Origin of the sequence: Pseudomonas sp. CAN1, from assembly GCF_030462585.1 — a bacterium.
In the GTDB taxonomy this organism is placed as follows: domain Bacteria; phylum Pseudomonadota; class Gammaproteobacteria; order Pseudomonadales; family Pseudomonadaceae; genus Pseudomonas.
Map to the genome: position 1 here is coordinate 41,970 of NZ_JASMRU010000007.1, position 12,420 is coordinate 54,389.

At 66.4% G+C, this 12,420-nt stretch carries 10 protein-coding genes; 8 read left to right on the forward strand and 2 right to left on the reverse strand.

The features are described 5' to 3' along the window. Positions 1-23 precede the first annotated feature (23 nt). The 5 genes from dapF (at position 24) to QO207_RS12170 (ending at position 6,255) form a co-directional block, all read left to right on the forward strand. Positions 24-860: a diaminopimelate epimerase gene (dapF, locus tag QO207_RS12150; protein ID WP_301532653.1), complete on the forward strand. Its 837-nt coding sequence runs from the start codon at positions 24-26 to the stop codon at positions 858-860. Between the two features lie 203 nt (positions 861-1,063). Beyond that, the gene (gene sstT / locus QO207_RS12155; protein WP_301532654.1) at positions 1,064-2,308 is read left to right on the forward strand and encodes a serine/threonine transporter SstT; all 1,245 of its coding nucleotides are present in this window, start codon (positions 1,064-1,066) and stop codon (positions 2,306-2,308) included. Between the two features lie 88 nt (positions 2,309-2,396). Then, the gene (locus QO207_RS12160) at positions 2,397-3,242 is read left to right on the forward strand and encodes an ion transporter (RefSeq protein WP_301532655.1); all 846 of its coding nucleotides are present in this window, start codon (positions 2,397-2,399) and stop codon (positions 3,240-3,242) included. Between the two features lie 141 nt (positions 3,243-3,383). After that, complete coding sequence (locus QO207_RS12165) at positions 3,384-5,060, forward strand: mucoidy inhibitor MuiA family protein (protein WP_301532656.1); 1,677 nt, start codon at positions 3,384-3,386, stop codon at positions 5,058-5,060. 196 nt (positions 5,061-5,256) lie between these two features. Further along, on the forward strand, positions 5,257-6,255 hold the full coding sequence (locus tag QO207_RS12170; protein WP_138212864.1) for a sulfate ABC transporter substrate-binding protein: 999 nt from the start codon (positions 5,257-5,259) through the stop codon (positions 6,253-6,255). A 152-nt stretch (positions 6,256-6,407) separates the two neighbouring features. Here the strand turns inward: QO207_RS12170 and QO207_RS12175 are convergent, their stop codons facing one another. Together QO207_RS12175 and QO207_RS12180 are read right to left on the reverse strand one after the other, a co-directional pair. Beyond that, complete coding sequence (locus tag QO207_RS12175) at positions 6,408-7,505, reverse strand: P1 family peptidase (protein ID WP_301532657.1); 1,098 nt, start codon at positions 7,503-7,505, stop codon at positions 6,408-6,410. Positions 7,506-7,525: 20 nt separating this feature from the next. Further along, positions 7,526-8,890, reverse strand: coding sequence for an APC family permease (locus QO207_RS12180; protein ID WP_301532658.1), 1,365 nt, complete (start codon positions 8,888-8,890; stop codon positions 7,526-7,528). A gap of 211 nt (positions 8,891-9,101) precedes the next feature. Between QO207_RS12180 and QO207_RS12185 the strand changes: the two genes are divergently transcribed. From QO207_RS12185 to QO207_RS12195, 3 genes are all read left to right on the forward strand, one after another. Further along, positions 9,102-9,905: a helix-turn-helix transcriptional regulator gene (locus QO207_RS12185; protein ID WP_301532659.1), complete on the forward strand. Its 804-nt coding sequence runs from the start codon at positions 9,102-9,104 to the stop codon at positions 9,903-9,905. A gap of 147 nt (positions 9,906-10,052) precedes the next feature. Continuing rightward, the gene (locus tag QO207_RS12190; RefSeq protein WP_301532660.1) at positions 10,053-10,637 is read left to right on the forward strand and encodes an HD domain-containing protein; all 585 of its coding nucleotides are present in this window, start codon (positions 10,053-10,055) and stop codon (positions 10,635-10,637) included. A 142-nt stretch (positions 10,638-10,779) separates the two neighbouring features. Continuing rightward, positions 10,780-12,171 carry an adenylate/guanylate cyclase domain-containing protein gene (locus QO207_RS12195; RefSeq protein WP_301532661.1) on the forward strand — a complete coding sequence of 464 codons (1,392 nt, stop codon included), beginning with the start codon at positions 10,780-10,782 and terminating at the stop codon, positions 12,169-12,171. The last annotated feature ends 249 nt before the right edge of the window (positions 12,172-12,420 follow it).

Consider the following 12,420-nt stretch of genomic DNA (forward strand, 5'->3'; position numbering starts at 1 on the left):
CCTTTCGGCGACGGATCGCAACGATGAACTTCGTGAAATACCAGGCCCTGGGCAACGACTACCTGGTCTATGCCGGTGACGCACCCTTTGCCCTGAGCGCTGCACAGATCGCGCGCGTCTGCGACCGTCACCACGGCATCGGATCCGACGGCATCCTGGTGGCCAACCACAGCGATGCCGCCTTCGGCCTGCGCATCCTCAACCCCGATGGCTCCGAGGCGGAGAAGAGCGGCAACGGCCTGCGCATCTTCTCGCGCTACCTGTGGGACTGCGGACTGGTCGCCGGGCAGCCGTTCGACATCGTCACCGCCGGCGGCACCGTCACCAGCCAGGTGTCCGACGAAGGCCGCACCGTCGAAGTGTCCATGGGCCGCGCGGAGTTCGCCTGCGCAAAGATTCCAGTGCTGATCGACGCCGCCGAGGCGCTGGACTATCCGCTGGAAATCGACGGTGTGGCACTGAAGATCAACGCCGTCTCCATGGGCAACCCGCACTGCGTGGTGTTCGTCGAACAGACCAGCCGCGAGCTGGCCTGCCGCCTCGGTCCACTGCTGGAAAACCACCCGCTGTTCCCCCGCCGCAGCAACGTGCAGTTCGTCCAGTGGTTGTCCCGCGATGCCCTGCGCGTGGAAATCTGGGAGCGCGGCGCCGGCTACACGCTGTCCTCGGGCACCAGCAGCTGCGCCGCCGCGTCGGTGGCACGCAGGCTCGGCCTGTGCGACGAGCACATCGACCTGCACCTGGCCGGCGGCCTGCTGAAGATCCGCGTCGCGGACGACTTCCAGGTGACCATGCGCGGCGCCGTGCAACGGGTCGCCGGCATCGACCTGGACCCGGAAGCCTTCGCCGACCTCGGCTGAGCCCGCCTATTGCCTGCGCGACTGGCATGGATCAATGCCGGCCCGCGCGCGGCCATCCAGACTGCGACCTGACACCGAGCGAAGCAGAACCTGACCGATCAATCGACGGGTAACCGCGCATTTGCCGGCATCAGACGGCATAATCCGCGCCCTTTCGCACCCGGCCCGCCGGGGCGATCCCACTTCCAGCAGCGAAAGATGTCATGACGCTTCCTACTCCCACCCTCCTGCAGCGGCTCAAGCGCACCAGCCTGGTCCTGCGGATCTTCATCGGCATGCTCTGCGGCATCGCCCTCGCCGTACTCTGGCCACAAGGCGCAGTGGCGGTCGGCCTGCTCGGCAAGCTGTTCATCTCCGCCCTTAAAGCCGTGGCGCCGGTGCTCGTTCTGGTGCTGGTGATGGCCTCCATCGCCAACCACAAGCAGGGCCAGCGCACGCACATCCGACCGATCCTGCTGCTGTACCTGATCGGTACCTTCGCCGCGGCGATGATCGGCGTGATGGCGAGCTTCGCCTTCCCTTCCACCCTGGTGCTGAGTGCGCCGACCAGCGAACTGGCACCGCCCGGCGGCATCGGCGAGGTGATGCGCTCGCTGCTGTTCAGCGTCACCACCAACCCGGTGAAGGCACTGCTGGAGGCAGACTTCATCGCCATCCTGGCCTGGGCCATCGGCCTGGGGATTGCCCTGCGCCACGCCCGCCAGACCACCCGCGACCTGCTCGACGACATGGCAGGTGGCGTGACCCTGATCGTCCGCGTAGTGATCGCCTTCGCCCCGCTGGGCATCTTCGGCCTGGTGGCCGGCACCATTGCCGAGTCCGGCTTCGACGCGCTGATCGGCTACCTGCACCTGCTGGCCGTGCTGCTGGGCTGCATGCTCTTCGTGGCGCTGGTGGTGAACCCGCTGATCGTCTTCGCCAAGATTCGCCGCAACCCCTATCCGCTGGTGCTGCTGTGCCTGCGCGAGAGCGGTATCACCGCGTTCTTCACCCGCAGCTCGGCGGCCAACATCCCGGTCAACCTGCAGCTGTGCGAACGCCTGGGCCTGCACGAAGACACCTACTCGGTGTCGATCCCGCTGGGCGCGACCATCAACATGGCCGGCGCGGCAATCACCATCAGCGTGCTGACCCTGGCGGCGGTACACACGCTCGGCATCGCGGTGGACCTGCCCACCGCCATCCTGCTCAGCGTGGTCGCCTCGATCTGCGCCTGCGGCGCTTCCGGCGTGGCCGGTGGCTCGCTGCTGCTGATCCCGCTGGCCTGTGGCCTGTTCGGCATCTCCAGCGAAGTGGCGATGCAGGTGGTGGCGGTCGGCTTCATCATCGGCATCCTCCAGGATTCCGCCGAGACCGCGCTGAACTCCTCCACCGACGTGCTGTTCACCGCCGCGGCGTGCATCGCCGAGGGCGACGTGGACGAATCGCAGGCAGGCGAGCGCGCCTGACCGCAGTTCCATGAAGCGAGCCGGGGTGGCCGAGACTGCCCCGGTCCTTCTCGGCTAAGGTGTCTGCATCTTCCCTGCAGATTTCCCCATGGCCGACGACACCTCCACCTGGCGCCAGCGCCTCTACGTCATCGTTTTCCAGTCCGACACCCAGGCCGGTCGGCGCTTCGACAGCGCGCTGCTGGTGTTCATCCTCGCCAGCCTGCTGGTGGCCTTCCTCGACAGCGTCGCGCGCATCCACCAGCAATTCGGCAGCCTGCTCAGCGGCGTCGAGTGGTTCATCAGCGGCCTGTTCCTGATCGAATACCTGCTGCGCCTCTACTGCTCACCCAAGCCACTGCGCTACGCGCTGAGCTTCTATGGGCTGATCGACCTGCTGGCGGTGCTGCCCGGGGTCATCGCGCTGTTCTATCCCGACGCCCAGTACCTGCTGGTGGTGCGCGTGGTGCGGCTGCTGCGCATCTTCCGCATCCTCAAGCTGCGCCAGTACCTGCGCCAGGCCGACTTCCTGCTCACTGCGCTGCGCGGCAGCCGGCAGAAGATCACCGTGTTCTTCCTCTCGGTGATGAGCCTGGTGACGGTGTTCGGCTCGCTGATGTACGTGGTCGAAGGCCCCGAGCACGGTTTCACCAGCATTCCCCGCGGCATCTACTGGGCCATCGTCACCCTCACCACCGTGGGCTTCGGCGACATCACCCCGAAGACCCCGCTGGGCCAGGCGATCGCCAGCCTGGTGATGCTCACCGGTTACTCGATCATCGCCGTGCCCACCGGCATCTTCAGCGCCGAACTGCACAACGCCATGCGCCCGGCCGGGGCGCTGGACAAGCCCTGCCCCGCCTGCGCCAAGGCCAACCATGAGGCCGAAGCGGCGTTCTGCTCGCGCTGCGGCAACCCGCTGTATCCGCGCAAGGATGAAGTCGCGCCGCAGTGATCGCTGCGCGGTAGCCGTTCGTCGGTGATCGCGCTGCGGCCGTCAGCGTGCTCAACCCGTTGTGCCCGCCCCCTTCGTCACAAGCGCCATGGACGGACGCCATGGTGGCGTTCCGCAGCGCCGGCCGCCCGAGGTGAGCACATGCCCTTTCGATTCCACCCACTGATCCTCGCCATCACCATCGCCAGTACCGGCGCGCTGGCCAGCACCTCGCTGCTGGCCGCGCCGCAGGTGGCTGAGAGCCGCATCAGCGCAGTCACCGTCTACACCGACCGCGCCATCGTCACTCGCACCGCCACCCTGCAGCTGCCCGCCGGCCAGCACGAGATCGCCCTGGAGCAGTTGCCCCTGCGCATCGACGACAACAGCCTGCAGGCCTCGCTCAGCGCCAGCGCCGCCGCGACCCTGCTCGACGTCAGCAGCGCGCCGCAGGTATCGCCGCCCGCCGAGGACAACCGTCTGCAACAGCTGGACGCGCAGCTGCGCGAGATCGAACGCCAGGAGCGCGAGGTCAGCGACCGTGGCAGCGTGCTGGAGAACCAGAAGCAGTTCCTCGCCGACATCCAGGCCAGCAGCACCAAGCCGGGCAAGAACCAGGCGCTGCCGAGCATCGACGAACTGAAGAACCTGCTGCAGATGAGCGAGGGCAACCTCGGCCACATCCTCGAAGAGCAGCGCAAGCTCGACCAGCAGAGCGAAGACCTGCAACAGCGCAAGCAGGAGCTGGAGAACCAGCGCAGCCACCTGGCCGGCGACGGCACCCACTACAAGCGCGCGGTCCTCCGCGTGGCGCTGGAAAAACCCGCGCAGGTCCAGCTGCAGCTCAGCTACACGCTGTACGACGCCTCCTGGCGCCCGGCCTACGATGCCCGCCTGCGCGACGGTGAAGAACAGATCGAGATGACCTACCAGGGCATAGTCCGGCAGAGCAGCGGCGAGGACTGGACCGACGTCGACCTCACCCTGTCCACCGCCCGCCCCAACCTGGGCAGCAGCGTGCCGGCGCTGTCGCCGTGGTTCGTCGACACATTCGATCCGCGCACGGTGATGGCCGCCCGGCCCGCCCCGGCGCCCGCTGCACCGGCCATGCTGATGGAAGCGAAAAAAGCCCAGCGCTTCGCCGCCGACGAGATGGCCGCGGCCGGCTCCCTGGCGGAGATGACGGAAATGTCGGTGGCCGTCGCCGAAGTCAGCGCCGCCACCACCAGCGCCTCCTTCCACATCCCGGCCCGTGCCACGCTGAACAGCGACGGCAGCTCGCAGAAAGTCGCCATCGCCCAGTTCAAACTGCCGGCAACCTTCCGCTACCTGGCCACGCCGTCGCTGCGCGAAGCCGCCTACCTGCAGGCCGACACGCGCAACGCCAGCGACTATCCGCTGCTGCCCGGCACGCTCAATACCTACCTGGGCAACACCTTCGTCGCCAGCGGCCAGCTGCGCGCGGTGATGCCGGGCGAGACCTTCGAGCTGGCCCTGGGCGGCGACGAGGCAATGTCGATCAAGCGCAAGCTGGTCAACCGCTACACCGACTACACCGGCCTCACCGGCGGGCGCAAGCGCGTCACCTACGAGTTCCGCATCGACGTGCAGAACAACCACAAGACCGAGCAGCGCCTGCAGTTCAAGGATCAGTTGCCGGTCTCGCGAAACGAGCAGATCAAGGTCGCGCTGTTGGAACCCGAAGGCCAGGGCGTCACTCGCGAGGACGACGGCAAGCTGCTGTGGGACTGGCAGCTGAAGCCGGGCGAGAAGCGCAGCACCACCTTCAAGTTCAGCGTCGAGTATCCGAAGGAACTGGAAGTCAGCGGGCTGGAGTGAGGCGACGAGGGGCAGTCATCGCCCGGCAGGCCTGCTAGGCTGCCGGGCGACTTTCCCCCCTCGTCTTCGTTGGGTGCGGAATACGGCGAACTGCGAGCGCTGCTCCCCGCATAAGCAAATAGCCTTTAAGTATTTAAGTGCCATATAACCTGTCGGCATAATCGACATCCAACAACACTGCCAAAAGGAACTGCTCGTGAAACGTCTGTTCAGCGCCTCGCTGCTGGCCGCCGGCCTCGCCCTGGCTTCCGCCGCCCAGGCCGCCCAGCCCCTGCTCAACGTCTCCTACGACGTGATGCGCGACTTCTACAAGGACTACAACGCCGCCTTCCAGAAACACTGGCAGGAAGAAAAAGGCGAGAAGATCACCATCCAGATGTCCCACGGCGGTTCCAGCAAGCAGGCCCGTGCAGTGATCGACGGCCTGCCGGCCGACGTCATCACCATGAACCAGGCCACCGACATCGACGCCCTGGCCGACAATGGCGGCCTGGTGCCCAAGGACTGGGCGACCCGCCTGCCCAACGACAGTGCACCCTTCACCTCGGCCACCGTGTTCATCGTGCGCAAGGGCAACCCCAAGGGCCTGAAGGACTGGAACGACCTGGTGAAGCCGGGCGTACAGGTGGTGGTACCGAACCCGAAGACCTCGGGCAACGGCCGCTACACCTACCTTTCCGCCTGGGGCTACGCGCAGAAGCATGGCGCCGATGAAGCCAAGGCCAAGGAATTCGTCGCCCAGCTGTTCAAGAACGTACCGGTGCTGGATACCGGTGGCCGCGCAGCGACCACCACCTTCATGCAGAACCAGATCGGCGACGTGCTGGTGACCTTCGAGAACGAAGCCGAGATGATCGCCCGCGAGTTCGGCCGTGGCGGCTTCGAAGTGGTCTACCCGACCGTGTCCGCCGAAGCCGAGCCGCCGGTGACCGTGGTCGACAAGGTGGTCGACAAGAAAGGCACCCGCGCCGAGGCCGAGGCTTACCTGAAGTACCTGTGGTCCGACGAGGGCCAGACCATCGCCGCGAACAACTACCTGCGCCCGCGCAACCCGGAAGTGCTGGCCAAATTCTCCGACCGCTTCCCCAAGGTGGACTTCTTCTCCGTGGTGAAGACCTTCGGCGACTGGCGCACCGTGCAGAAAACCCACTTCGCCGACGGTGGCGTGTTCGACCAGATCTACACCCCGAACTGATTCGCCGGTAAGGGAAAGACGAAAGCCGGAGCTGCCCAGCAGCTCCGGCTTTTTTCATGGAGCAGCGCTCCTGCAAACAGCGCCGAATCTCCGGGTTGCAACTCGTAGGATGGGTATCGCTACGCTCCACGCCATCCCACAAATGCGTCACCTCATCCCTTCCAACCAACTTCGCGCAGCGCGGCCAGCAGCCGCTCCCCGCTCAGCGCCGGCACCAGCACGCCGTCATCGGTGCGCATGTCCTTGCCGGCCAGCAGCACGTTGACGATGGCCTCCTCCACCGCCTCGGCGGCGGCGGCGAACAGCGGCGAGATATGGTCGTTGTTGACCATCTCCAGCGCCGTGGCGAAAGGCAAATCCTTGCGCCCATAGTCCGCCGGTGGCAGGTCGCGGTTGCCGGTGGCGAAGGCGAGGAAGATGTCGCCGCTGGAGTCATCGGTGCCGCCGCCGGTGCGGGCGATCCCCAGGGAGGCGCGTTGTGCCAGGCGCTGGCACTGGTGCGGCAGCAGCGGCGCGTCGGTGGCGAGGATCACCACGATGGAACCCATGCCCGGCGTGCCCTGCTCGGCGAAGGGAGACGGCAGGTCGCCCAGCTGGCGGCCGACCGGATAACCATCCACCCGCAGCTCGCGGCGCTGGCCATGGTTGGCCTGCACCAGCGCGCCCACGGTCCAGCCGCCCTGCTCCGCCGGCAGCTTGCGCGAAGCCGTGCCGATGCCGCCCTTGAACTCGTGGCAGATCATCCCCGTGCCACCGCCCACCGGGCCTTCCCGCACCGGGCCGGATTCGGCCGCAGCCAGCGCCTCGTGCACCTGCTCGGCGCCGACGTGCTGGCCCCAGATGTCGTTGAGCAGGCCGTCGTAGGTCTCCATTACCACCGGCATGCACCAGTAGACGGCAGGGTCCGCCAGTTCGGCATGCTCGGCGGCGATCAGCGCATCGCGCACCGTGCCCACGCTGTGGGTGTTGGTGATGGCGATGGGCGTGGTCAGCAGCCCGGCCTCGCGAATCCATTCCAGCCCGGTGGCGTCGCCGTTGCCGTTGAGCACATGGCAGCCGGCGAAACAGGGTTGCTGGCGTGCCGCAGCGTCGCGTGGTTGCACTACCGTGACCCCGGTACGCACGGCCTTGCCGTCACGCTCGCCGATCAGGGTGCTGTGGCCGACGCGAATGCCGGGAACATCGGTAATGGCGTTGAACTCGCCGGGAGTGCCCAGGCCGAGGGTGATGCCGAGTTGACGAGCGCGCATGCTGTCTCCTTGGAGGGGTTTCAGAGCTTCTGGAAGGCCGGGCTGAGCTTGCCGTAGGTGCTGTAGAGAATCACCGACACGGCCAATATCCCGACAATGATCATGACGTCCCGCGAGGAGGCGTCCAGCAGCAGGTTGAGCAACAGGTAGCCGGCACCGACCACCGCCAGCATCGCCGGCAACGGCCACAGCGGCATGCGGTAAGGGTGCTCGCGGTCGCGACGCAGCACGCGGCTGAACAGCGCGCAGAGCGCCACCACCAGGTAGACCATCACCAGCAGCAGCACGGTGAAGGAAGTCAGCTCCTCCAGGTTCGAGCTGAAGCTCAGCGCGGCCGAGGGCACGCCGAGGAACAGCGTGGCGATCCACGGCGATTCCCAGCGCGGGTGGATGCGGGTGAAGGCGCGGTTCATCAGCGGCGTCCACAGCTCGTCGCGGCCGCTGCTGAAGATCACCCGGCCGACCTGGATGACGATGGCGACGATGGCGTTGAACACCGAGAGGAAGATGCCGGCGCTGACCAGCCGCGACAGCGTCGCGTTGCCGTGGGCGGTGAGCAGGTAGCCGACCGGATCGGGGCTGGCGATCATGTCCTTGAGCGACGGCGCGCCCAGCAGCAATGCGGTCAGCGGGACGATCTCGATGACCACCACCAGCACCAGCGACCAGATCACCGCGCGGTGCACGTTGCGTCCACCGCACTTCATGTCCTCGGCCAGCAACACGGCGCCGCCGAAACCGTTGTAGGAGAACAGCGCAGTGCCCACGGCACCGATCACCAGCGCCCAGGGCGCGGCGGCCAGTATCCCGCCGTCGATATGCTGCGGCTGCACCAGCACGCTGACCGGCTGGCTGACGTGGCCGAAGCCGAGCACGACTATCACCAGCAGAGCTGCCACTTCGCAGAGCAGGAACACCCCGGTGATCCAGGCGTTCACGCGGATATTGAGGATGCCCAGCACGTAGCTGGCGGCGACTATCACCAGGGCGACGGTCTGGGTATCGAAGTTCGTCCCCAGGGCATTGTTGAGGTAGGTCGCCGCGCCCGTCGCCAGTACCGGCGGAATGAACAGCAGCGAGACCAGCACGGTGAGGAAGGTGGCGTAGCCGGCGAGGCCGCCGAACACGCGCTTGGCATAGACGTACTCGCCGCCCGCCGAGCTGTGGGCGCGGCCGAGTTCGGCGTAGCACCAGGCGAACATCAGCGCCAGGAAGCCGGCGAAGACGAAGGCCAGGAAGGCGCCGCTGCCGGCCTGCTGGATGGCGAAGGGAGCGATGACGAAAACCGAGCTGGCGGGGGTGACCGCCGAGACGGTGATGGCGACTACGTCGAGCACGCCCAGGCTGGGCTTGAGCGCGCTCGCTGGCGCAGGGGAAGCGCTCATATCGTTGTTTCCTCGTGTTGTTATTGGTGGCTGAGGCAGGAACGAAAACCTTGTTGCGCCCTCTTGCTCGGGGCGTCAGGTGGCGCTGAGTCTGTGCGCGGCAGGCGGGGCGGCCAATCACCATTTGGGGTTACGCCCCCTTGACGGCGGGCAGGTAAAAGGAGGAAACCGTGGGCCCAGTCCCCGCCTCTCCACCGGAGAAACACCGCCGATGCACACCCTGTTCCGCGAGGTCGGCATGCACGCCAACCTCAGCCGCGCCATCGAGCAGATCGGCCAGCCGCGCTTCTGGAAGCAACTGGTCCTGCTGCTGCACCAGTGGTTGCCGTTCGATAACGCCCTGGCGATGTTCTACCCGGCCAGCGGAACCCCGGTGGCGCTGGAGGAGTACGACGCCGAGCCCACCGCCGGCCCGGCTGCCATGGCCATCTACCTCGACGGCCTGTTCCAGCTCGACCCGTTCTACCAGGCCTGTCGCGAGGGCGTGCCCAGCGGCCTGTACCGGCTGGAGGAAATCTCCCCGGACCAGTTCCGCCAGAGCGAGTACTTCCTCAGCTACTTCCACGACAACGTGCTGGAGGACGAGGTGCAGTTCATCCTCCAGTTGCCGGGCCAGGGCGCGCTGTCGTTGTCACTGGGCATGCGCAAGCTGTTCGATGGCGAGCAGACCGGCCTGCTGGCGATGCTCTGCCCCTGGGTGCTGGCGCTGATGCAGCAGCACTGGCAGCAACGCAGCCAGCGCCTGCTACCCGGCGCCAGCGACGGCGTGGCGGTGCAGGTGCGCGATGCCCTGAGCCACTTCGGCGCCGGCGTGCTCTCCGAGCGCGAGCTGGAAATCGCCCGGCTGATCCTCCGGGGTTACTCCTCCAAGGCCATGGCCGAGCGCCTGGCGATCTCGCCGGAGACCATCAAGGTCCACCGCCGCCACCTGTACAACAAGCTCGACATCTCCTCGCAGCCGGAGCTGTTCTCGCTGTTCCTGCAGTCCCTGGGGCACGACCCGCAGAATCCCTGATCGGCCGCTACGCCCATCGGCGCGGCTGATGCCACGCCATTCGCGCCCAGCGGGACACCCCGCTGGCGCTGCACGGACACTCCCGCCAACGCCGTGCGCTTCTAGACTGGAGCCGTCCCCCTCCAACAATCACAAGAGGACAGCCCGATGAACGCACGCGCCAACTTCACCCACATGGAAGACGGCAGCGCCGAGGACTGGGCGATCATCGCCAAGGACTTCGGCCAGTACGCCGCCCTCCTGCCCGACCGGATCATGACCCACCTGCGCCTGCTCGATGGCGACTTCGGCGGCTTCCCGGTGGACCGCCTGACCCACTCGCTGCAGACCGCCACCCTCGCCCACCGCGACGGCCGCGACGAGGAATACGTGGTCTGCGCCCTGCTCCACGACATCGGCGACACCCTTGGCTCGTTCAACCACGCCGACATCGCCGCGGCCATCCTCAAGCCGTTCGTCAGCGAGGCGAACCTGTGGATGATCGAGAAGCACGCGATCTTCCAGGGCTACTACTTCTTCCATCACCTGGGCCTGGACCGGCACCTGCGCGAGCAGTTCAAGGACCACCCGCAGTTCGAGCAGACCATCGAATTCTGCGCGCGCTATGACGCCGCCGCCTTCGATCCGGACGCCGAAGTGCTGCCCCTGGAGTACTTCGAGCCCATGCTGCGCCGGGTCTTCGCCCAGCCGCGCCGCTCGATCTACCAGAAGCCCGACGGCACCATGGCCTGAGGGTCTGCAGATGACCGGCGGTCCGCGACGAAGAGTGGCGAACCGCCGCTGGCCGCGGGGCCTGCGCATGGCATAAGATTCCCTCCAAAATCAGACGCGTAATCGGCCAAAAGCCCACACGCAATAGGGAAGTTTCCTGCGCATGAAGCCTAATGTTCTTGAGCGATCCAGCAGTCCGCTCACCCCCATCCCTCTGCGCGAATACCATTCCCGCGTGCTGGCCTACATCGCCGTCGCCGCCACCATCACCGCCGGCACCTTCGCCAAATACTTCGGCTACGACATCCTCTGGATGATCCCGTACGCCCTGCTCTACCCGCACCTGGCGCAGCAGATCAGCCGCCGCTTCAAGCGCGACAATCCGCAGCGCACGCGCCTGGTGCTGCTGTTCATCGACGCCCTGCATGCCGGTATCGCCACCACGCTGCTGGGCTTCGCCGAAGTCCCCAGCCTGATGCTGGTGCTGATCCTTGCCTTCTCCGCGCTGATCATCGGCGGCCTGCGCTCCCTGGGCCTGGCGCTGCTGGTGGCGCTGAGCGCCGCGGTACTCAGCGCCGCGCTGATCTCCCCGGCCTACAAGGGCCAGACGCCGAGCATCGTCGCGCTGGTCAGCGTGCTGTTCTCCACGCTGTACATCTGCATCACCGCCTTCTTCGTCCACCAGCAGGGCCTGCGCCTGGCCCAGGCGCGCTCGGAGATCACCCTGGAGCAGGAAAAGGCCGCGCGGCTGGCCAGCAACCTGGCCAAGTACCTGTCGCCGCAGGTGTGGGAATCGATCTTCAGCGGCAAGCGCACGGTGCGCCTGGAGACCCAGCGCAAGAAGCTCACGGTGTTCTTCTCCGACATCAAGGGCTTCACCGAGCTGTCCGAGGAGCTGGAAGCCGAAGCCCTCACCGACATGCTCAACAACTACCTCAACGAGATGTCGAAGATCGCCCTGAAGTACGGCGGCACCATCGACAAGTTCGTCGGCGACTGCGTGATGGTGTTCTTCGGCGACCCCTCCACCCAGGGCGCCAAGAAGGACGCCGTGGCCGCCGTGTCCATGGCCGTGGCCATGCGCAAGCACATGAAGGTCATGCGCCAGCAGTGGCGTGCCCAGGGCATCACCAAGCCGCTCGAAATCCGCATGGGCCTGAACACCGGCTACTGCACCGTGGGCAACTTCGGCGCCGACACGCGCATGGACTACACCATCATCGGCCGCGAAGTGAACCTCGCCAGCCGCCTGGAAAGCGCCGCCGAAGCCGGCGAGATCCTCATCAGCCACGAGACCTATTCGCTGGTCAAAGACGTGCTGATGTGCCGCGACAAGGGCCAGATCGCCGTAAAGGGCTTCAGCAAGCCGGTGCAGATCTACCAGGTGGTCGACTTCCGCCGCGACCTGGGCTCCAACCCCAGCTTCATCGAGCACGAGGTGCCGGGTTTCTCCATGTACCTGGACACCAACAACGTGCAGAACTACGACAAGGAACGGGTCATCCAGGCGCTGCAGCAGGCGGCGGAGAAGCTCAAGGACAAGATCATTCTCTGATCTTCCGACCTCCTCGTTGACGGCCATTCTCGCGCCAGTGTGAAGTCCTCGCTTGCGCCCGCCCGATCGCGGACGGAGTCCGCTCCTACGCACGCCGGGGATCCCGGCAAGGCTCACGCCTGGCACCGCGACGTAACCCGCTGATGTAGGAGCGGACCTTGTCCGCGAAAGCCGTCGCGGCGGGCCCCCTCTCTCACCGGTTAACGCCATTCGCAGGCGCACATCCTGCCCCCAACCCATCGTCAAACG

Excerpts from the sequence above, each read along its gene's own strand:
- QO207_RS12165 (WP_301532656.1), top strand. The coding sequence starts at position 3,384 with ATGCCCTTTCGATTCCACCCACTGATCCTCGCCATCACCATCGCCAGT.
- QO207_RS12195 (WP_301532661.1), top strand. The coding sequence starts at position 10,780 with ATGAAGCCTAATGTTCTTGAGCGATCCAGCAGTCCGCTCACCCCCATC.
- sstT (WP_301532654.1), top strand. The coding sequence starts at position 1,064 with ATGACGCTTCCTACTCCCACCCTCCTGCAGCGGCTCAAGCGCACCAGC.
- QO207_RS12190 (WP_301532660.1), top strand. The coding sequence starts at position 10,053 with ATGAACGCACGCGCCAACTTCACCCACATGGAAGACGGCAGCGCCGAG.
- dapF (WP_301532653.1), top strand. The coding sequence starts at position 24 with ATGAACTTCGTGAAATACCAGGCCCTGGGCAACGACTACCTGGTCTAT.
- QO207_RS12160 (WP_301532655.1), top strand. The coding sequence starts at position 2,397 with ATGGCCGACGACACCTCCACCTGGCGCCAGCGCCTCTACGTCATCGTT.
- QO207_RS12180 (WP_301532658.1), bottom strand. The coding sequence starts at position 8,890 with ATGAGCGCTTCCCCTGCGCCAGCGAGCGCGCTCAAGCCCAGCCTGGGC.
- QO207_RS12185 (WP_301532659.1), top strand. The coding sequence starts at position 9,102 with ATGCACACCCTGTTCCGCGAGGTCGGCATGCACGCCAACCTCAGCCGC.
- QO207_RS12175 (WP_301532657.1), bottom strand. The coding sequence starts at position 7,505 with ATGCGCGCTCGTCAACTCGGCATCACCCTCGGCCTGGGCACTCCCGGC.